Origin of the sequence: Pseudovibrio sp. Ad26, assembly GCF_001623285.1 — a bacterium.
In the GTDB taxonomy this organism is placed as follows: domain Bacteria; phylum Pseudomonadota; class Alphaproteobacteria; order Rhizobiales; family Stappiaceae; genus Pseudovibrio; species Pseudovibrio ascidiaceicola.
The window spans coordinates 39429-59071 of record NZ_LMCE01000094.1 but is presented as its reverse complement, the minus strand read 5'-3'; the positions used below and the strand labels follow the sequence as shown (position 1 = coordinate 59071).

Annotated in this window: 18 protein-coding genes; 3 read left to right on the top strand and 15 right to left on the bottom strand. The window is 52.9% G+C overall.

The genetic code is table 11. The annotated features are described in order from the left end of the window. The first annotated feature begins 21 nt into the window (after window positions 1–21). Window positions 22–816 (top strand): GNAT family N-acetyltransferase, encoded by a 795-nt coding sequence (locus PsAD26_RS19875; RefSeq protein ID WP_063311835.1) that lies wholly within the window; start codon window positions 22–24, stop codon window positions 814–816. Window positions 817–990: 174 nt separating this feature from the next. Here the strand turns inward: PsAD26_RS19875 and PsAD26_RS19870 are convergent, their stop codons facing one another. The 4 genes from PsAD26_RS19870 to PsAD26_RS19855 all read right to left on the bottom strand — a co-directional run bounded on the left by PsAD26_RS19870 (window position 991) and on the right by PsAD26_RS19855 (window position 4187). Beyond that, window positions 991–1428 (bottom strand): HIT family protein, encoded by a 438-nt coding sequence (locus tag PsAD26_RS19870; protein WP_063311834.1) that lies wholly within the window; start codon window positions 1426–1428, stop codon window positions 991–993. A gap of 191 nt (window positions 1429–1619) precedes the next feature. After that, the gene (locus PsAD26_RS19865) at window positions 1620–2858 is read right to left on the bottom strand and encodes a GNAT family N-acetyltransferase (RefSeq protein WP_063312014.1); all 1239 of its coding nucleotides are present in this window, start codon (window positions 2856–2858) and stop codon (window positions 1620–1622) included. Between the two features lie 35 nt (window positions 2859–2893). After that, complete coding sequence (locus PsAD26_RS19860; RefSeq protein ID WP_063311833.1) at window positions 2894–3661, bottom strand: glycerophosphodiester phosphodiesterase family protein; 768 nt, start codon at window positions 3659–3661, stop codon at window positions 2894–2896. Window positions 3662–3719: 58 nt separating this feature from the next. Beyond that, complete coding sequence (locus tag PsAD26_RS19855) at window positions 3720–4187, bottom strand: RidA family protein (RefSeq protein WP_063311832.1); 468 nt, start codon at window positions 4185–4187, stop codon at window positions 3720–3722. 306 nt (window positions 4188–4493) lie between these two features. Here PsAD26_RS19855 and PsAD26_RS19850 point away from each other — a divergent pair, with 306 nt between their 5' ends. Further along, entirely contained in the window at window positions 4494–5423 is a 930-nt protein-coding gene (locus tag PsAD26_RS19850) for a DUF1849 family protein (protein WP_084403764.1), read from the top strand. A gap of 1 nt (window position 5424) precedes the next feature. Here PsAD26_RS19850 and PsAD26_RS19845 read toward each other — a convergent pair whose 3' ends face one another. The 4 genes from PsAD26_RS19845 to PsAD26_RS19830 are packed head-to-tail and all read right to left on the bottom strand — an operon-like array spanning window position 5425 to window position 8217. Further along, entirely contained in the window at window positions 5425–6723 is a 1299-nt protein-coding gene (locus tag PsAD26_RS19845) for a DNA polymerase IV (RefSeq protein WP_063311831.1), read from the bottom strand. 55 nt (window positions 6724–6778) lie between these two features. After that, on the bottom strand, window positions 6779–7198 hold the full coding sequence (locus PsAD26_RS19840; protein ID WP_063311830.1) for a hypothetical protein: 420 nt from the start codon (window positions 7196–7198) through the stop codon (window positions 6779–6781). Window positions 7199–7244: 46 nt separating this feature from the next. Beyond that, window positions 7245–7925 carry a hypothetical protein gene (locus PsAD26_RS19835; protein ID WP_063311829.1) on the bottom strand — a complete coding sequence of 227 codons (681 nt, stop codon included), beginning with the start codon at window positions 7923–7925 and terminating at the stop codon, window positions 7245–7247. Further along, window positions 7912–8217 carry a DUF3572 domain-containing protein gene (locus tag PsAD26_RS19830; protein ID WP_063311828.1) on the bottom strand — a complete coding sequence of 102 codons (306 nt, stop codon included), beginning with the start codon at window positions 8215–8217 and terminating at the stop codon, window positions 7912–7914. The genes PsAD26_RS19835 and PsAD26_RS19830 overlap by 14 nt, the downstream gene beginning before the upstream one ends. Window positions 8218–8370: 153 nt before the next feature. On the opposite strand from PsAD26_RS19830, the gene PsAD26_RS19825 reads away from it, so the two are divergent. Beyond that, window positions 8371–8742 (top strand): response regulator, encoded by a 372-nt coding sequence (locus PsAD26_RS19825; RefSeq protein WP_063311827.1) that lies wholly within the window; start codon window positions 8371–8373, stop codon window positions 8740–8742. Between the two features lie 993 nt (window positions 8743–9735). Here the strand turns inward: PsAD26_RS19825 and rpmG are convergent. The 7 genes from rpmG to dprA all read right to left on the bottom strand — a co-directional run bounded on the left by rpmG (window position 9736) and on the right by dprA (window position 19638). Then, window positions 9736–9903, bottom strand: a complete 168-nt coding sequence (rpmG, locus tag PsAD26_RS19820; RefSeq protein ID WP_008552972.1) for a 50S ribosomal protein L33 — start codon at window positions 9901–9903, stop codon at window positions 9736–9738. Window positions 9904–10066: 163 nt separating this feature from the next. After that, complete coding sequence (locus PsAD26_RS19815; protein WP_063311826.1) at window positions 10067–11248, bottom strand: MFS transporter; 1182 nt, start codon at window positions 11246–11248, stop codon at window positions 10067–10069. 224 nt (window positions 11249–11472) lie between these two features. Further along, complete coding sequence (locus PsAD26_RS19810) at window positions 11473–12234, bottom strand: hypothetical protein (protein ID WP_063311825.1); 762 nt, start codon at window positions 12232–12234, stop codon at window positions 11473–11475. 3 nt (window positions 12235–12237) lie between these two features. Continuing rightward, on the bottom strand, window positions 12238–12654 hold the full coding sequence (locus PsAD26_RS19805; protein WP_063311824.1) for a DUF983 domain-containing protein: 417 nt from the start codon (window positions 12652–12654) through the stop codon (window positions 12238–12240). A gap of 49 nt (window positions 12655–12703) precedes the next feature. Beyond that, the gene (rnr, locus tag PsAD26_RS19800; RefSeq protein ID WP_063311823.1) at window positions 12704–14971 is read right to left on the bottom strand and encodes a ribonuclease R; all 2268 of its coding nucleotides are present in this window, start codon (window positions 14969–14971) and stop codon (window positions 12704–12706) included. A 142-nt stretch (window positions 14972–15113) separates the two neighbouring features. Next, window positions 15114–17909, bottom strand: coding sequence for a type I DNA topoisomerase (gene topA, locus PsAD26_RS19795; RefSeq protein ID WP_063311822.1), 2796 nt, complete (start codon window positions 17907–17909; stop codon window positions 15114–15116). A 535-nt stretch (window positions 17910–18444) separates the two neighbouring features. Further along, window positions 18445–19638 (bottom strand): DNA-processing protein DprA, encoded by a 1194-nt coding sequence (gene dprA / locus PsAD26_RS19790; RefSeq protein ID WP_063311821.1) that lies wholly within the window; start codon window positions 19636–19638, stop codon window positions 18445–18447. Between the last annotated feature and the right edge of the window lie 5 nt (window positions 19639–19643).

The following is a 19643-nucleotide window of genomic DNA, read 5'->3' as shown; positions in this document are numbered from 1 at the left end:
TTAGCGACTGGGGAGCTGACGATGACTTATATTGCATTGAATGAGCAGACGATTTGTGACGAGCATATCTGCTGTGCAATCTCGGACAAGAAATGTGCGCAGGGCTACCAGTTGAAGAAGGACTGGCTGAGCCAGCAATTCTCTTCAGGCTATCAGTTTATTCGGTTGGATGAGCGCGCAAAGGTGTTCATTGAACTTGGTCCGGCGGAAGCTGGCTGGGCGCCTGTGGTTGCGTCTGGACACCTGCTGGTGAACTGCTTCTGGGTTTCCGGCAAATACAAAGGGCAGGGTCATGGCAAGGCGTTGCTGGCCAAGGCCATAGAGGCTGCGCGTGAGGCTGGCGCAACGGGTCTGGTTACGATTGCTGGCGCTAAGAAGATGCCCTTCCTCTCAGATGGTAAATGGTTCAAGCGGCAAGGCTTTGAGGTCTGTGATACGTCGCCGGATGGTATTGAGCTGTTGCGGCTTGGTGTTGACGGACAGACTGGTTCTGCATCGTTTTCAGAAGCCGCTCAAAAAGGTGCTGGACCTAAAGAGGAGGGGCTGGTTGCTTACTACTCCAATCGCTGTCCGTTCACGGATCATCATGTGATGCAGAACCTGAAAGAGACTGCGCAGAAGCGTGGGTTGCCGCTCAAGATCGTTCATCTGGATACACTGGAAAAAGCGCAGAGGGCGCCGACACCTGCCACAATTTTCTCGCTGTATTGGAGTGGGAAGTTTGTGACGACGGACGTGAGCGTTTGCATGGATTCCCGTTTTGATAAGATCATGCAAAAAGCACTGAATGAGAAAGTGTCTATCGAAGTTGTCTGATCATTTCAGGTGAATCGAAATTCTGGGTGCCTTGAAAATCTGATTCAAGCGTGCGGGTTAGTGCGTTGTAAATAGATTCAAAATTGCAGGTCAGGGAGGTCGGTCGTTTCAAGTGAATCGACTTTTCCTCGCGCAGTCTGGTGGGAATGCGCGAGGTTGTTTCATCTGAAATGATCAAGAATGAGCAGCAACAGCTGCGCGAATTTTCTCTGCGTTTGCTTTGAGCTTTTCACCGTCTTCCATCTCGCCAGTGTGCGGGCGTAGAGAGATGCCCTCGGTGCGTGGGATGACGTGGAAGTGGGTATGAAACACCATTTGTCCGCCAGCGCCTTCGTTGAACTGGTGGATGGTGATGCCGTCCGCAGCAAATGCCTGCTTGAGGATGCGAGCCATCTTCTGGGCCGTCTTTGCGACAGCGGCAAGGTCAGCTTCTTCAATATCGAGGATGTTTCGGGAACCGTTTTTAGGCAGAACCAGCACATGACCATCTGCGCGTGGCATGATGTCCATGATTACAATGGTATTTTCGTCCTCAAAGACCTTCTCGGAAGGCAGTTCGCCGCGTAAAATTTTGGCGAAGATGTTTTGTTCATCATATGCGGAGCTGGTCATTGTGGGGTCCTCAATGGTCTCAATAATGTTTGGCCCCATTCATATCGCGATTCACTGCGGAAATCCCAATAAGAAATATATGTTGCGATCTGGTAGGTGTTGAGAACCTGAGTGGACTTAAGAAACTGATTCAAGTTTGGCGAGATTCGTGAGTCTCTTCAGAATCTTGTGGGGGTGTCTTAATGTAGGTTCTAGGAGCCCTGCTGGCGAAACGGTCCGTGTTCCGACAGGATTTTCTGTTCATGCAGAACGGCTTGGCGCTCCTGATCCAGATAGTGTGCGACTGCATTCCTTAACGAAGGGTGTGCAATCCAGTGAGCGGAGTAGGTGAGGTTGGGCATGTAGCCACGGGCGAGTTTGTGGCTTCCCTGCGCGCCAGCCTCAACACGTTGCAGACCGCGCGACAAAGCAAACTCAATGGCTTGATAATAGCAGATCTCGAAATGCAGGCAGGGGTGGTTCTCGATACAGCCCCAGTTGCGACCATACAGGGTGTTGCCGCCGATCATGTTGAGGGCGCCAGCAATATAGCGGCCATTGCGCTTTGCCATGATGAGCAAGGTGTGGTCAGCCAGTCTTTCGCTGAGGAGCGAGAAGAATTCCCGGTTGAGATAGGGCGAACCCCATTTACGATTGCCAGTGTCTACGTAAAACTCATAGAACGCGTCCCAGTGGCTTTCTTGTAAATCCGAGCCGGTAATCCATTCCACTTCAATATCGTGGTCCAGCGCGGTCTTACGCTCCTTACGGATGCTTTTGCGCTTGCGGGAGGATAAGACCTCCAGAAACTCGGTGAAGTCGCTGTAGCCGTTGTTCTCCCAATGGAACTGCTGGTCTGTTCGTAGCAGGAAGCCTTCGTCGCCCAGTTCCTTCCACTCCTGCTCAGTGAGGAAGGTGAGATGAGCTGATGAGCCTTCGATGCGTGTTGCCAGCTCTTTCAAGCCTGTGGTGAGAATCTTGATCGTTTCTGGTCGGTTGGCCTCTGGTGAGATCAGCAGACGGCGTCCCGGTACTGGCGTGAAGGGAATGGAGCATTGCAGTTTGGGATAATAGTTTCCGCCAGCACGCTGAAATGCTTCAGCCCATGGATAGTCGAAAACGTATTCGCCCTGACTGTGGCTTTTTGCATAGGTTGGGATGGCAGCGATTGGCTTGCCATTTTCTTCCCACCAGATGTGTTGCGGAATCCAGCCTGCGTCCCACCCGACGCATCCGCTTTCTTCTAGCGCCTGTAAAAAAGCGTGTGAAAGCATTGGGTTAAACTCGCAAACTTGAGAAGTTGATTCAGTTTGCGAGTTTGGTGCGGATTGGATCGTTTCAGGTGAATCGATCCAATCCTGTTGATCGTAAAGGATCGGCGGCGTGCCGGGATTTGCCAGTGTGTCCCAGTCGGTGCTGGGTATCTCATCCAATGATGAGAGAACTTTCAGAACGGGTGATGGTGGTACTGGCAAATCAATTGGTCCTAAAGTGGATCTTCGTCTGGATTGAAACCTTCGAAGACAATCTGGTCAGCGTGTTTGGCCGCGTTGAGACGATCTTCTTTGGTTCTGACAGTCCATGTCATGGTTGGCAGGCCGTAGAACTCACGCAGGAAACTCGGACCATCTGCTGGCAGATCTTTCACGAAGAATGAGACGAAGTGTGGGTCTGTTCCTGCCATGTGCACCATCCAGGAGATTTTCTCGATCTCGTGTTCTGTCAGGTGCAGATGATCGTTCTCGCTCAGCGTGGTCATGGAGATGCAGCCGCGCGGGATTTGCGGTGCGACATCCTTCATGGTCCGAAGCATCTTCGGGTCAAAGGATTTTATTGCCGCCGAACCTTTATAATCAATGAGGATTTTGGCGATGGTTTTAATGAACCCATCCTGCCCTTCTGCGAGGTTCAGGGTTTTGATTTCAATAACCAGCGGCACCTTGCCGTCGACCAGATCGAGCAGCTCTTGCAGGGTCCACATTGGATCAGTGGAGCCTCGCATGGAGAGGTTGCGCAAGTCAGCCAGGTCGAAGTCGATGACTTTGCCTTCGCCGTGTGTCAGGCGCTCAAGGTTTGGATCGTGGAATACGATGACCTGACCGTCTTTGGTTTGCTGAAGGTCGACTTCAATGGCGAAGTTGTTTTCGACAGCAGCTTTGACTGCAGATGGGGTGTTTTCAAGAATGCCTGCTTCTTTGTTATGGAAGCCACGGTGAGCGATCGGGCGGGCGGTGAGCCAGGAGAGATCTTGCATGGATTATTCGAACTTGCTTCTTCAATAAATGGGAGATGTTCTGAAGATCAGAGCAGAATTAGTCGGCAACTTCGAAAATTGCTTCGATCTCAACAGCTGCATTGAATGGCAGAGCTCCAGCGCTGACGGCAGAGCGTGCGTGACGGCCAGCATCACCTAGGGCGGCAACCATGAAGTCTGATGCGCCGTTGATGACTTTTGGCTGGTCGCCGAAGTCGCCATTGGAATTGACGAAGCCAACAATTTTCACAAGACGCACCACTTTAGACAGATCGCCAGTGGCAGCTTTTGCCTGTGCCAGCAGATTGATTGCGCAAAGACGTGCTGCTTCCACACCATCTTGAATGCTCAGGTCAGCGCCAACCTTACCGGTTTTTGCGATTTTGCCATCTTGCATTGGTAGCTGGCCGGAGATGAAAAGCTGGTTTCCGGTTTTTACGAAAGGCACATAATTGGCAGCAGGAGCAGCGGCTTCCGGCAGTGTGACGCCAAGCTTTTCAAGATTCTGCTGGATTGTATCAGACATTCGTTTTCCCTCCGGTCGGAATGTTCTTTTGCAATAAGTGATGCAAATCCACGAAAACTCAAGAGTTTATCTCTTCACGAAGCCGTGGTCTGCAAGGTGAGGCGCAGACTCACATTAGAATCACTATGGTTGCAAGAGTGCATGGGGCGTTGTCTACGTGGGAAACGTGTATCTAATTTGAAAGATTTACCCTAGCACTGATTTCCTTGGCGGAATGTTTGCGTTGGCGGTGGCGTTTATGCACTCTTCAACGATGGAAGAGAGGCATGCCCACGTGTCTTTTGTTCCGACATGATCGGAGGTTTTATGCTGAAACTACGCTTGGGACATTGTCTTTGCGGGATTGCAGGTTCTTCCCTCACTTTGAGTTCTCTTCTGCTTCCCTCGTTGAGCAGTGCCGCCGATCTTCAGCCTCACAAAGCCGTTTATGACATGAGATTGTCGAGCGCCCAAAATGGAGCGGACATCTCTGATGTGAACGGGCGTATGGTCTATGAGCTCTCCGGTTCTGTTTGTGATGGATTTACTGTGGACCTGCGCTTTGTGGTGATGAGTGTTGATGACGAGGGGCAGGAGACAATCACGGATCTGCGCAGCTCCTATTTTGAAGCACCGGACAATTCTCAACTTTCGTTTGCCTACAAAACCTTCATTGATGATTTTTTGGCCGAGCAAGCACAAGGTACAGCGGAGCATCAAAGCTCCAAAGTGGACGTGGATTTGAGCGGGCCGGATGAGAAGAAGCTGAGCTTTGATGGTTCCATCATGTTCCCGCTGCAGCATCTGCACAGCGTGATTGATGGCGCTGCGGGTGGGCAACACTTTATGGTTTCCAAGTTGTATGATGGCAGTGTCACCGGTGAGCAGTTGTTTGAGGCAACCACCGTTGTTGGTCGCAAGCTGGCTGATCCATTGTCTCAGCGCTCTGATCAGCTTTCCTTGCCGAACGCACTGGGAGATGCAGATGCCTGGCCGGTTTCTATTGCCTACTTCAACTTAAGCGATGGTGCGCGCGGTGAACGGACGCCGGATTACCAGTTGCGGACAGTGCTTCATGAAAATGGGGTCTCCAGAAGCATGAACCTGAATTATGGGGTGTTTGAATTGGAAGGTGCTTTGGTTGAGCTGGACCTGAAGCCTATGGTGCATGTCAGCACTTGCGGAAGCTCAGTGGTGCTGGAAGAAGAAGTGAGCGCACCGTTTGTAGGGGCGATCAAAAAAGAGCAGCTGCGTTAGTTCAGCGCTTGCTGGGTGCTTTTATGGACCGGCCAAGAGAGACAACTGAACTGTCTTTGAATTTTCCGCGCAAGGCATCCATTGCCCGTTCTGCTTTGGCACGTTTTTCGGCCTGCTCGTCCAGCAGGTCTTCCGGGTCGGCCTGATCTGCCGGACCTAAATCTCCAATCCCTACGCCAATGAGACGGAACCTCATTTTGCCGTCAGCCACGTTGTGCAGCAGATCGTCTGCTGTGCGGAAGATCTTGTCGGCCAACTGGGTGGGATCGTGCAGCATGCGAGAGCGGGTGATGGTTTTGAAGTCTGCGGTCTTGAGCTTCAAAGTGACAGACCTGCCGGATTTTTCCGCTTTCTTGGTGCGGTAGGAGACCTTTTCAGTCAGCGCCCAAAGGCTTTTTGAAAGCTGAGTGACGTCTGAGACGTCCGTGTTGAATGTAGTTTCGCCACTGATGCTTTTTGCGCCTCTGTTTGAGGAAACGTGCCGGTCATCTTCCCCCTGACATAACTTTGCAAGGCGCAAGCCCATGGCGCCGTACCTGCGCGCGAGGTCTGTCGGGTCCTTGAGCTGCAGCTGGCCGATGGTTTTGATGCCGTCCCGTTCCAGCTTGCCCTGAAACACCTTGCCAACGCCCCAGATGACGCTGGTTGGCTGTTTGGCGAGGAATTCTTTCTTCTCTGCATCCCCAATGACCGAGAAGCCGCGGGGTTTGTCCAGGTCAGAGGCGATTTTGGCGAGGAACTTGTTGGGCGCGAGGCCGACGGAGACTGAGAGCCTGAGCTCTGTCTGGATCTTGTTCACGAACTGGACGAGTAGTTCTGCTGGTGTCGCACCATGAAGTTTCTGCGTGCCGGAGAGGTCGAGGAAGGCTTCGTCAATGGACAGGGGTTCGACAAGTGGCGTGAGTTTTTCCATCTCTTCGCGAATTTGGCGGCCAACCTGAGAGTACAGTTCCATGCGCGGTTTGATAACGACTGCGTCCGGGCAGGCATCGAGTGCCTTGAACATGGGCATGGCAGAGCGCACGCCGTAAATGCGGGCGATGTAGCACGCTGCGGAGACAACGCCGCGCTGGCCACCACCGACAATGACGGGGCGGTCTGCCAGCTCTGGGTTCTCGCGCTTTTCGACGGAGGCATAAAATGCATCGCAGTCGATATGCGCGATTTCGAGTGTATCCAGTTCTGCGTGGGCAAGGATGCGCGGGCTGCCGCATTTGGGGCAGCGCGTCAGGTCTGCCCGGAACCTGTGTGTACAGTCTCTGCAGAGTGCTTTTAGAGGTGCGGAGGCCTCAGTTGCCATGAAAACCAGGCCTTGGGTTGTTTTCGGATGTCAGATGCTGGGTCTGTAGCATGACCTAGTCCTCAATCTCCCAGGAAATTCGCGCACCAGCCACATAAAACACTGAATTGCGCATCTGGTCTTTGTCCCATTCCTCAATCGTCCAGTCTTTTGAGTTGACGGGATCAAAGTTCAGGAAAAACTTGTCTTGTAAAAACATGCTGACAATTGGGTGCTTAATCGTGGTGTAGGCGCCACCGCCTGGTTCGTGGAGTTTGAACTCAAGACTCTCTTCGACCCTGATCTTCAGCTTGCTGATGGCCCCCTGTGGTGATGTTGCCGGGCGCTGGCAGTCATGCGCGGCAAACTCCAGAAGCATGGAGCCGGGGCCGCCGGATACACCGGAGGTGAACAGAGCGCTTTGCAATATCGCCCCGTTTAGATGTCCAAAACGCTCCAGAAAATACTGAAGGGTCGTGCTTGAAAGTTGTTCCACGCTTGGATTCTCTGGTTTTGTGAAAGGTTCACTTACAGCTGTGAGCTTACCTTACCGCAGCGACCAACAGATTTTCAATAAAATCGCCTGTTTCTTTCCAGCAATTGCTCTTCAGAGCAACGTTTGGCAGATCTTCGGCGGTTGCGAAGAAACGTGAATCGGCAATGAAATGTACGAGCTGTACGTGAGGGGTGCTTTTGCCGACGGAGATAATGTTGGTTGGGCTATCGTCAACGAAAATAACCGGGTGTTGGCCCCGTTTAGCGCACAGAGCCGCAACGGCTCCGCCTTTCGGGCCTTCGTTAGTGACGAGCGGATAGTCCATGCCAAGACGTGCGAGCAGATTCTCACGGGCGGATTTGTTGTGGCTCCCGGGCAAGTTGGTCAGGATGACGATGTCGCAGAGCTTTGACAGGCGCTCAAGCTGTTCAGCTGCATGTGGAACAGCTTCCTGCTTGCCGACCTCGCTTTCGAAGAAGTCATGAATGACTGCCATGCAAGCATTGTCTGTCAGGTTCTCGCCAGTCTGCGTGTAGACCATGTTTGCCTTGAGGCGGTATGCGGTTTCCTTGAAGGCGACGCCTTGATCTTTCATGAAACGCTCAAGGTGCGGGATGAATTGCAACAGAACTTCGTCCACGTCGCAGATGAGGAGCGGATGGGCGCGTTTTTCGATCTCTTTGATTTGCTGCAATGCGCTGGCGTTTGCGGTCTCAATGTTGGGCAAGGAAATCTACGCCTCCAGCAAGTTTAAGATGAGCTGCGGCAATCATGGTCGGGCGAACACCGGCACTTTCTGTGTAGGCGAGCAGTAGTTGCTCGTCCTGCATCAGGAATTCAAGGACGCCTGCCAGGAAGCCCGGCTCGGCTGCCGCGTCGCGAATCTCTTGAGGCCCAATCCCGGCTAAAGACAGGAAGCGACCGAGCTGTTCGGGCTCGCTGCCAAGAAATGTAAGGGCACCAATTGCAATTTCCTGTGCAGTATCTTCGGTCAAACTGCCGGTTTTGCCTAAATTCATTGGTGTTTGCCTTTCTGAAACGAATCCGAATTAACTATGTAGCAGGAAATTTAGTGTGGGACTTGTCCCAATGCCAGTCGCAACGCGGCTGCACCACACCTTTATTTATGGCTAAACCATTTTTGGGGCGGCATTCTGTGCAGGACTGAACTGATGCAAAAGACCGTGCTGATTGTTGAAGACAACGAACTCAACATGAAGCTGTTTAACGACCTGCTTGAAGCTCATGGATACGCAACCTTGCAATCTCGCAATGGCATGGAAGCGCTTGAGCTCGCTCGTGCACATAAACCGGATCTGATCCTGATGGATATCCAGCTGCCTGAAGTTTCAGGGCTTGAAGTGACCAAATGGATCAAAGAGGATGATAACTTAAAGGTCATTCCTGTGATTGCGGTGACAGCTTTTGCCATGAAGGGAGATGAGGAGCGCATTCGTCAGGGCGGATGTGAGGCCTACATTTCCAAGCCGATCTCTGTTGGCAACTTCCTGGAAACGGTCTCAGGGTTCCTGAAGGACACATAATACAACCGTGATTAGTTGTGATTGTGGTTAATTGGTAAATTGTGTTCAGCTAGAAGTTGTGGGTTTGCCAATCCTCAGAAAGCAAAGCTTTAGTAATCTGTTTGATCTTACCAGTTTTCATTGAGTGAAAGACTCTCATCAAAAGTCGTAGGTCTTTGAAACTAGATGAAATCACCGAGTGAGTCTTGCGGGGACTGTTGGGTTTCTGTGCGTATGCCTCTTGATAATCGACGGTTTCTTTCCTTTTGTTGTGTATAGGTGAAGAATCCCCTCCATTTTCAGGAGCGCAATTAGCTTAAAGCTTTACTAAAGTCGTAAATGTTGCGATGGTGATATACGAGATCATCAGCTTCATGAAATTATTGACTGCAAAATTGCAGTATTGGCCTTTGGTTGATTGAATAAGCCCCGGCAATACTGCTTCATAGTTTCCCTACGGAGCGCTCAGGTCCGCCGCATCTCCTGGGTCCGTGGGGTTGGCCGGCGAGTAAGCGGGTTCTGAGTGGCCTCCTCGTGTCATCCGGTTCTCGCCGGCCACCACTTCTTCCAAATCTCTAAGGGTTGACGCTCGCAAGCATATGCTTGTGCATCTGGCGCTGTTTGCGCTGGATTCTGTACGTCAATGCCAGAGTTGGTGTGCGGAGAGGTTGCCTGAGGCATGTAACCGGTGTGATGAGTCATTCAGTCTGGCAGTTTTCTTATGTGTCAAAGTGATCGTGATGGTCAGTTCTCATTGAATTTGAAGCGGAATTGACCGTGTTGAGTGGACTATACTCAGTCGACTTCCTCTTGTGTGAGGAAATGTTGTCTACCCCTAACAATTGAGTGGTTCAGGCTCGCAGGCGAGTTGTCATCGGAGGGTTGGTTAGCGATTCTTACTTGCGTTTGAGTGCTGAAGGCGAGTGCTGTGAGGGTGCGCTCTTGAGTATGCATACAAAAAAGGCGCTTGCAGACTGCAAACGCCTTTTTTGAAAATTCAGATGAAGCCAAGACTTACTTGATCTTGGTTTCCTTGAACTCAACGTGCTTCTTTACGACTGGGTCGTATTTACGCTTCACCATTTTTTCGGTCATGGTGCGGGAGTTCTTTTTGGTCACGTAGAAGTAGCCGGTGTCCGCAGTGGACTGCAGCTTGATCTTAATGGTGGTCGCCTTGGCCATCGCTAAGGATCCTGTCTGTTTTCGGCCTTTTTAAGAAGTGGCCGGTTGTTTTGTTTGTCCCGGTGGCACCCTCACACCTTCGCTTCGGGTAGGGTGCGCTTCCGGGGAAACTTTGGGAATTCAGCGCGCACATTACTAATCACAGGGCTAAAGTCAAGATGCATTAGGGCGCTGAGCCGAGTCTTGTCCCCCTTATCAGGCATATAATTACATATGCGCCCAAGAATCCTGCAAATACCAGTGGTAGTCCGTCCGCACCCCACGCGGAAAGAGCAAGTCCGGTGCTGGCAGGACCCACCAACTGGCCAATGGAATACATGAGAACGAAGGCTGCATTGGCGGAGGCCAGATTGGCCCCATCAAAGCGTGCGCCAAGGTGTGTGAGGCCAACTGTATAGAGCCCGGCCACGACGCCGCCCCAGACAAAGAGAAGAGCACAGATGCCATAAAAACTGCCGGAGAGTGGGATCATAAGCAGTGCGCCGATGATGCCAAAGGCTCCGCAATAGATTAGTAGATGACGGCGGTTCATGCGATCAGAGAGCATACCCAGTGGGATCTGCAGTACCATGTTGCCGGCAGCCATTGCAGAGACGAGCAGGGTCGCGGTTTGCGCCGTCAGGCCGATCTTGAGACCAAACAATGGAAGCAGCGAGATGCCGGATTGTTCCACAGCTCCGAAGACAAATCCGGCGAATGTGGCAGCTGGCGCTATCCACAAAAATGCATAGAGCTTTGAGGTTGCTTCGCTTTCGATTCTCGGTGCGGCGTTGAAACCAATCAGCACAGGTAAGGCAGCAATAATGATGCCTGCGCCTGCCAACAAGAACGGGAGCGCACCTGTTGTGCCAGCAAATGCAAGTACCAGCGGCCCTGAGGCAAAGCCCAGTGCCAGCACAGTGGCGTAAACGCCCATGAGGAAGCCTCTGTGCTTTGAGGGTGCCAGTGCGTTGATCCAGAACTCGGAGAGAATGAAGGCAGAGGTTGTTGCGCCGTGGAATAACAGGCGGAGCGGGAACCATGCCCAGAAGTTTTCGAGCACAAAGAAGAAGGGCAGGGAGAAGCCAGCAACCAACAGGCTGATCAGAAGCGCCTGCGGGGTGCCCAGTCTGCGTGCAAGGTAGGGCCCGACCGGAGTGGCAACAATGGAGGCAACGCCGGAGAATGCGGTGTTGATGCCGATCCAGGTGTCGCTGACACCGCGATACTCAAGCGTGAGCGCAAGCAGTGGGAGGCTTGCTGACAGGGAGAGGCCGACAGCTGTAATAGCTGCGATGGCCGCAATGATGCCGCGAACCTGTTTCGGTGAGAGGGAATTGGCTAAGGCGCCCGATGTCTGAAGCATTTACACAACTGCGTTTCAAGCTCGTTACGAGCAGGTGTTTTTTCCGTGTCGCGCTCATATACGTTCACGCATCACGTTCTAAAACCGTGTTTTCATGCGCGTTCTTGTCCGAAAACCAGATCTGGTTTCGGGGATACGCTCTAAATGCTTCTATCAGGAAAAGTGCAAGGCGCAACACACAGTATCGTAGCGATATATGTTTGTTGCGCCTTGGGTAATCAGAATTAAATTTCTTCGCGCGCGAAGCCGTCATTCTTCCAGTAGTAGTACGGCACGGGGCCATCTGGAGAAAGATCCGGGTCTTTGGCAAGACGGTTTTCAAGATCTGTCAGGACCGCCAGTGTGATGCGTGGCAGGTCCAGCTCTTTGCACTGCTCAATTGGCAGCCACTGGAGCTCTTCCAGCTCTTCTGTTGGTCCAATGCCGGTTTCCAGTTTGTGCGCAATCTGGTCCGCCCAAACGGCGAAGAAGCGTGCATCAAAGCGTCGTGTTCTGCCTGGAGGTGTGATTGCGCGGGCCACGTAGCGAAGTGGCTCCAGATCCGGCAGGATGCCTAGTTCGTCAAAAGCTTCAAAACCCGGGCCAGCTGGTTCGCTTGGGCTTTCGGTTTTGGTGCCAACAAATAGGCCTGCTTCCTCGTAGGTTTCGCGAATGGCAGCAATTGCCAATGCGCGCAGGCGGCTTTCTGTCTTGATCTGCTTTTTGTCGTAGTTGAGCTTAGCAAGCACTTCCGGATGATAGTCGCGCACATATCTTACACGGCTGTCTTCAGAATCGACACGGCCACCTGGGAACACGAATTTGCCAGGCATGAACTTGTGCGCCATGTGGCGCTTGCCCATCAACAGATGCAGGGAGCCATCGTCCTTGCGATCCAGAATAAGCAGTGTGGAGGCGTCTTTTGGCCTCAAAGGCTGAGCGGCCGGGTTGTTGTTTTCTTCCGCTCGCTCAACTTTGACTTCTTTCGTCAGGTCTTCCGTGGACATTCCTTACCTCTGATTGGCGCGTGTTGGGCCAAAACTAGGTGCTTTGCCGGCAGTTGCAAAGCCATCCATACGTAGTGCCCATTGCAAGCCAACCAAAGCGCCTTTGATTGGGCGCAGGAGAGTCAGAGACATGATGATGGTTAAAGGCAGCCAGACAGCCATGTGAAGCCACATAGGCGGCACGTAGGCCATCTCTACCCACATGGCCAGCGCAACGACGACGTGACCAACGATAAAGATTGTGAAATAGGGCGGAGCATCATCTGCGCGGTGGTGGTGAAGTTCTTCACCACAGTTGTCGCAGGATTGTTTCACGCTCAAGTAACCGTCGAAGACAGAGCCAATGCCACAGGAAGGGCATTTGCAGCGCATGCCGCGCAGCACCGCTTCTCCGGTATTCCGATCTTGATGGGTATTCATTTATACCTGCCTTTTCCGTCCCGTAAATGCAGGGGAGCGCACGTTCTTTTTATGTGCGCTTCCGCTTATTTCCGTTTTTTGACCGGCGTAAACCTTTTGGCTTGCTGTTGTTTCTTGCTTGCCAACCCTTGTGCTTAGCAACCCGTCCCGCTGCTTCGCCCTTGGATTTGCCTTTTGTGAGCATTTCAAACCGTAAAGAGCCCGCAAATGGGGCGGCTTCCACCAGTTTGACCTGCACTGCGTCACCAAGTTGGTAGGTTTCACCAGTTGCTCTGCCCACGAGGGCATGAGCCGATTCTACATATTCGTAGTAATCCATACCAATGGTAGATGCAGGAATGAAGCCGTCTGCGCCATTTTGTAGCAGTTTGACGAACAGGCCAGATTTGGTCACTCCGGCAATTCGTCCCGAAAATTCAGCCCCAATTCTTTCGCAGAGGTACAGGGCAATCAGTCGGTCAATGGTTTCGCGTTCAGCCAGCATCGCCCGTCGTTCTGCCGCAGAAATCTCTGCTGCGATGGCAGGTAGCTTCTCTTCGATGCCGTATGGCAGGCCATCATCCCCGAGGCCGAGTGCACGAATGAGTGCGCGGTGCACTATCAAATCTGCATAGCGGCGAATAGGGGATGTGAAGTGTGCATAACGTCGGAGGTTCAAGCCGAAGTGTCCGATGTTCTCGGCGTTGTACTCCGCTTGTGCCTGCGAACGCAGCACGACCTCTGACACCATGGTTGCGCTTGCGGTGTCTTTGAACTTGTCGAGAATGTTGTTGAACACAGAAGGACGCAGGCCGCCAATGTGCGGCAGTTTGACGTCCAGCGTGGAGAGGAAATCTCTCAGGTTCTCCAGCTTTTCCGGTGTCGACGCATCGTGCACACGATAGAGCAGGGCAGAGTTGCGTTTCTCAAGCTCTTCTGCGGCTGCGACGTTCGCCTGAATCATGCACTCTTCGATGAGTTTGTGCGCATCCAATCGGTCAGGAACGACGATCTGGTCAACGGTGCCGTCTTCTTTCAGCAGAATACGGCGTTCCGGGATGTCGAGTTCCAGTGGCTGGCGTTTGTCTCGGCCACGCTTCAGGATCTCATAGGCAGCCCACAATGGCTCAAGAACCGGTTCCAGCAGTGGGCCGGTTTTGTCGTCTGTCACGCCTTCAATGGCTTTTTGGGCCTGTTGATAGGAGAGCTTAGCCGCGCTACGCATGATGACGCGATGGAACGAGTGGGATGTTTTCTTGCCGTTCTTGTCAAAGACCATCCGTGTTGCGATGGATGGGCGGTCTTCGTTCTCACGCAAGGAGCACAGATTGTTAGAGATGCGCTCAGGCAGCATCGGGATTACGCGGTCAGGGAAATAGACCGAGTTGCCGCGTAGCAGTGCTTCCTTATCCATCGGAGAGCCCGGTGTGACATAGGCTGCCACGTCTGCAATTGCGACGTAAACGATGCAGCCGCCTTCGTTCTCCGGGCTGTTGTCCAACTGAGCATAGACCGCGTCATCGTGATCTTTTGCTGTCGCAGGGTCGATGGTGAGAAGCGGGATGTCACGCCAATCTTCACGGCCCTTGTGGCCAACAGGCTTGATGTTTTCCGATTCAGCAATGACAGCTCCTGGGAACTCATTACGAATACCCTGTGTGTGCAATGCGATTTCGGAGACAGCCATTTCCGAAGTGGTGGACCCAAAGCGTTTGACGATGCGGCCACGTGGTGTGCCGTATCGTCCGACTTTGTGGACTTCGATCTTTACGAGGTCACCGTCTTCAGATTCCATCAGCTCACGCGGATCCAGATCGACAGCGCGCTGCTTGCGGTCAACTGGTTCCAAAGTTGCTGCTTTGGTTGCCTTGTTGATGCGCAGGATGCCAAGGACGTCGGTGTCCTGGTTCTCCAGACGCTTCATCTCGCGCACGACGTGTTTGGCTTCGGGCGATCCATCCTGATCGTCCAGTAGTTTCACAAGGGCGCGGTCGCCGATGCCTGGGACGGGGTTGAATTTGTTTTTGTTCTTTTGCGACAAGACGAGAACGTTCGGTGGCTCTCCATGCTCTTCATCCCAGTTCATCGGGATGCCGAGGAGCTCGCCGTCAGCAGTTCTGCTTGTGATTTTTACAACAAAGACAGGAGGAAGATCGCCTGGACGCAACATGCGTTTCCGGCGTTTTTCGAGATGACCAGCTTCAGTCAAATCTCTCAGCATTCGTTTGAGGGGGATGCGCGCGGCGCCGACGATACCAAAATGGCGGGCGATTTCGCGTTTACCAGCTTTGCCGGGATTGTTGGCAATAAACTTCAGAATGTCTTCGCGGGATGGCATTTCTGCCGGTCCCTTGTGTCTTTTTTCAGTGGCCTTTTTTCGGCTCAATGTATCTCATCCAGTGCGGCTTTTATGCCGCGAAAAGGGGCTCCCGATGAACGGAAGCCCTTATGTTTCGTTGTCCGGAGAGTAACGGGGGATCTTAATCCTTCTTCGCGTTGATCAGCTCGATTGCTTGTTCGCGGGTTACCGTCTCCGGGTCTGTTCCTTTTGGCAGGGAGGCGAACTCCTTGCCCCATTTGATCCGAACGCCGAGGCGGCCACTGTCGCGCAGCTCCATCGCTCCACCATCCGGATGATCGCCAAGTTCTTTCAGTGCCCCTTTGGGCGCTGCTTTCTTGGTCGTTGTTTTCTTTGCAGCTGCCTTTTTGGCAGGCGCTTTCTTCTTACCTTTTGTTGCTGCCTTGGCGTTTACAAGCTCTGTTGCCTGCTCCAGCGTGACAGCTTCTGGTGCAACGTCCTTTGGAAGGGTTGCGTTGATCTTTTCCCACTTCACGTAGGGGCCATAACGACCGCTGTATACGTTGATGGCGCCGCCGTCGGGGTGGTCACCAAGTTCTTTGAGTGGTTTTGCGGCAGCTCCGCGGCCCCCGCCCTTGGCGCGCTTTTCAGCAAGTAGGGTTACGGCGCGGTTGATGCCGACGGAGAAGACTTCGTCCAGGCTGTCCAGATTGGCATAGGTGCCATCATGCAGCACGAACGGTCCAAAACGGCCCAGGCCTGCGGAAATGGTCTTGCCATCTTCTGGATGGGTGCCAACTTCGCGTGGCAAGGAAAGCAACTGAAGGGCTTTCTCCAGATCCAGATCGGCAGTGCTCCAGCCACGTGGCAGGGACGAGCGCTTTGGTTTGGCTTCTTCACCTAGCTGTACATATGGGCCGAAACGGCCTGTGCGCAAGGAGACTTCCAAACCGGTTTCCGGATCAATGCCCAAAACCTGAGGTCCGTCTGCTGCTGCACCCGCATCAGATGTGCCGCCTGAGGTGAGCTGACGTGTATAATCACAATGTGGCGGATTTTCGTTTGGTTCTTTGCCGTCTTTCTTGTTTTTGTTGTAGTTGGAACAACCAACAAACGCGCCGAATTTGGAGACTTTCAATGACAAGCGACCGGTTTCACATTTCGGGCACTTGCGTGGATCAGAGCCATCTTCCTTGTCTGGGAAGACGTGTGCTTTGAGGGTTTCGTTCAGGGCATCCAACACTTCTGTGTTGGAGCGCTTAATCACCTCATCACAAATTTCGTGGAACGGGTTCCAGAAGTCACGCAAGACGGCCTTCCATTCCAGATCGCCAGCTGAGATCTTGTCGAGCTGGTCTTCAAGGCTTGCAGTGAAGTCATACTCCACGTAGCGATTGAAGAAGTCTTCAAGGAATGCAATTACCAGGCGACCTTTGTCCTGTGGGATCAGACGTTTCTTGTCCAGATCTACGTATTCGCGATCGCGCAGAGTTTGCAGCGTTGCGGCGTAGGTGGACGGGCGACCAATCCCCAGCTCTTCCATCTTCTTCACCAGTGTTGCTTCGGTGAAGCGTGGTGGAGGTTCAGTGAAGTGCTGGTTGGCTTCAATGCCTTTGCGGCCGAGGCTGTCGCCCTTTGTCATTGGCGGCAGGCGTTTGCTTTCCTCGTCTTCCTCATCATCTTTACCTTCCTGATAAAGAGTGAGGAAGCCATCGAAACGGACAACAGAGCCAGATGCGCGCAGGGCAGCTTTCTTGGCGCCGTTTGCAGCTTCAATGTCAACAGTGGTGCGCTCCAGAACAGCAGATTCCATCTGCGAGGCAATGGTACGCTTCCAGACCAGCTCATAAAGGCGTGCGCCGTCTTCGTCGAGGAACTTTGCCATGTCCCGCGGGTGACGGGACAAGTCGGTCGGGCGGATCGCTTCGTGCGCTTCCTGAGCGTTTTTGGCTTTGGACGTATACACCCGTGGCTTTTCAGGAACGTACTCATCCCCATAACGGGAGCCGATGACGGCGCGCGCGCTTTGAATTGCTTCTGGAGCGATCTGCACACCATCGGTACGCATATAGGTGATCAAACCAGTGGTTTCACCGCCGATGTTCGCGCCTTCATAAAGCTTTTGCGCAACCTGCATGGTGCGTGCTGCTGCAAAGCCGAGCTTACGGGAAGCTTCCTGCTGAAGGGTCGAGGTGGTGAAGGGTGCATATGGATTGCGCCGTTGTGGCTTGCTCTCAACATTGCTGACAGAGAAGCTCGCACCTTCAAGCATCTGCTTGATCGCTGTGGCTTCCTGCTCGTTCTTAATGTCGAGGCGCGTAATCTTCTGACCGTCAAAATTAGTGATGCGTGCCTGAACCGGCGCGTTTTCCGGCGTGTTCAGGTTTGCCAGAATGGACCAGTATTCCTGAGATAGGAATGTCTCGATCTCGTTCTCGCGCTGACACACAAGGCGCAGCGCAACAGATTGCACGCGGCCTGCGGAGCGGGCACCTGGCAGCTTGCGCCACAGAACCGGAGAGAGCGTAAAGCCCACGAGGTAGTCGAGTGCGCGACGAGCCAGATAGGCGTCGACAAGCGGCACATCCAGTTCGCGCGGATTTTTCATTGCTTCCAGAATGGAATTCTTGGTGATCGCGTTGAATACCACGCGCTCGACCTTCTTATCCTTCAGGACGCGTTTCTTTTTCAGAACTTCCAAGACGTGCCAAGAAATGGCCTCTCCTTCGCGGTCGGGGTCAGTTGCGAGAATAAGGCGGTCAGCCTCCTTCACCGCGTTGGCGATATCCGACAGGCGCTTTTGAGATTTGGAATCGACAGACCAAGACATGGCAAAGTCGTCGTCCGGCAGCACGGAGCCGTCCTTTGGAGGCAGATCGCGCACATGGCCGTAGGACGCCAGAACTATATAGTCCTTGCCCAGATATTTATTGATGGTCTTGGCTTTCGCCGGTGATTCCACAATGACTACGTTCATTGATTTCCTGGCTTTCGCGTAAATCTCGTCTTGGAATTGATAAATCAAAAACCGTTTTATGAGTCGAACCGACACAATCTCGGATGACTTCGCGGCTGTCAAATGGCCTTTTCAGATCAATTGGTCAAGAGCGGAAAAGCCACTCCCTTAATTTTCCTTGGGTCATATTCTGGTTGCGCTTGCTAATTTACGCAACCTAAGGTATTGGCTTTACTTGCTGTAACCCTCAGATTGCAAAGCGCTTTTTACCATCTGAGGCTTGTGTCATGGTTGCATAAGAAGGTTAAAAAGCTTGCGTAATTACCCGTTGCCGAAAAATGACAGAACAATCGAAACACGTGACGTAGCAGAGTACTGCGCCAAAATGTGTCGTGAGTTGAGTGACATGGCGCGATCGCAGAGGCTCGACCTGCTGAGGTACTTATTGCTTCTGGCTCAAAAAGAAGCGGAAGCTCAATCCGGTGGATTACCGGATCCTGAAAGCGCTGAGGACTTGAATACAGAAACGAACGAAACCGACTAAGACGCAAAATTGTCACGCTCTGCCAGAATGTATCAAAGACAGCTTGTTGGGTTTGTGCCGTTCCAGGCGTCCGGCGAGTTCGATCTCCAGCAGGATGAGTTGAAGTGTCTGTAAGGTGACACCGGTAAATCGCAGTAGTTCATCCTGATCTATGGGTGTCTCACTCAGTGCATCGATGACGGCCTGTCTGTCCTGTTCTTTGGCATTGAGTGGGTTTGAGGTCTCGTCTGCATCTGCCTGCTCCAATGCTGGCCAGCTCATAGCAGGATCATCAATCCCCTGATGAAGTGGCAGGGACATAGAGATTTTGGGTTCCATGATCTCCAGAATATCGTCAGTCGATTGAATGAGCGCAGCGCCTTGCTGAATTAGTTTATTGGCGCCGACTGACCGAGGATCCAATGGAGACCCCGGGACTGCCAATATCTCTCGGTTCTGTTCCAGTGCGTATCGGGCGGTGTGCAGAGATCCTGATTTTTCTGCGGCTTCAATTAAAATAACACCCAATGACATTCCCGAGATCAGGCGGTTGCGGCGGGGGAAATCCCGGGCTCTCGGGTTCCAGCCCATGGGCATTTCGCTGATGGCTGCTCCGTTGGCTGCGATCATCTTTGCAAAAAGCTCCATATTTTCTTTTGGGTAGATGGTGTCGATGCCTCCGGCAAAGGCGGCGATGGTGCCAGATGTGAGAGCGGCCTGATGTGCTGCGCTGTCGATGCCCCGTGCCAGACCTGAGATGATGGTGAAGCCTTCTGCTGAAAGGTCTCCAGCCAGTTTTGTTGCAAACTTTGCTCCGGCGACTGAGCAATTGCGGGCGCCGATGATCGCAAGCGTCTTTTGCGTGCCGGTGAGCTCTTGTTGCAACGGCTCTCTGGCTCGGACTGCGAGCAGGGGTGGTGGTGCATCAATGTGTCTGAGAAGGGGAGGATAGGCGGGCTCGCCCATGGCGACGAGGCGTGCGCCCATTTTATAGAGGGAAGCCAGTTCGGCTTCGGCCTTGTCCATAGAAAAAAGGCGATAAGTTTTCTTACCGCCTCTTCGGGACAGCTCTGGCAGGGCATCAAGTGCCGCTTGTGCTGAGCCAAAATGGTTGAAAAGCTCCCGGAATGTTCTTGGCCCGACATTCTCAGAGCGGATAAGTCGAAGCCACGCAAGCCGTTGGGTGTCACTTAGGTGTGGTGCCCGGCTTTTGGTGGCTGTCTCCATTTACA

Bases quoted from the DNA above. Each gene is read 5' to 3' on its own strand.
- PsAD26_RS19875 (WP_063311835.1), top strand. From the start codon at position 22: ATGACTTATATTGCATTGAATGAGCAGACGATTTGTGACGAGCATATC.
- PsAD26_RS19870 (WP_063311834.1), bottom strand. From the start codon at position 1,428: ATGACCAGCTCCGCATATGATGAACAAAACATCTTCGCCAAAATTTTA.
- PsAD26_RS19860 (WP_063311833.1), bottom strand. From the start codon at position 3,661: ATGCAAGATCTCTCCTGGCTCACCGCCCGCCCGATCGCTCACCGTGGC.
- PsAD26_RS19855 (WP_063311832.1), bottom strand. From the start codon at position 4,187: ATGTCTGATACAATCCAGCAGAATCTTGAAAAGCTTGGCGTCACACTG.
- PsAD26_RS19850 (WP_084403764.1), top strand. From the start codon at position 4,494: ATGCTGAAACTACGCTTGGGACATTGTCTTTGCGGGATTGCAGGTTCT.
- PsAD26_RS19845 (WP_063311831.1), bottom strand. From the start codon at position 6,723: ATGGCAACTGAGGCCTCCGCACCTCTAAAAGCACTCTGCAGAGACTGT.
- PsAD26_RS19830 (WP_063311828.1), bottom strand. From the start codon at position 8,217: ATGAATTTAGGCAAAACCGGCAGTTTGACCGAAGATACTGCACAGGAA.
- PsAD26_RS19825 (WP_063311827.1), top strand. From the start codon at position 8,371: ATGCAAAAGACCGTGCTGATTGTTGAAGACAACGAACTCAACATGAAG.
- rpmG (WP_008552972.1), bottom strand. From the start codon at position 9,903: ATGGCCAAGGCGACCACCATTAAGATCAAGCTGCAGTCCACTGCGGAC.
- PsAD26_RS19815 (WP_063311826.1), bottom strand. From the start codon at position 11,248: ATGCTTCAGACATCGGGCGCCTTAGCCAATTCCCTCTCACCGAAACAG.
- PsAD26_RS19810 (WP_063311825.1), bottom strand. From the start codon at position 12,234: ATGTCCACGGAAGACCTGACGAAAGAAGTCAAAGTTGAGCGAGCGGAA.
- PsAD26_RS19805 (WP_063311824.1), bottom strand. From the start codon at position 12,654: ATGAATACCCATCAAGATCGGAATACCGGAGAAGCGGTGCTGCGCGGC.
- rnr (WP_063311823.1), bottom strand. From the start codon at position 14,971: ATGCCATCCCGCGAAGACATTCTGAAGTTTATTGCCAACAATCCCGGC.
- topA (WP_063311822.1), bottom strand. From the start codon at position 17,909: ATGAACGTAGTCATTGTGGAATCACCGGCGAAAGCCAAGACCATCAAT.
- dprA (WP_063311821.1), bottom strand. From the start codon at position 19,638: ATGGAGACAGCCACCAAAAGCCGGGCACCACACCTAAGTGACACCCAA.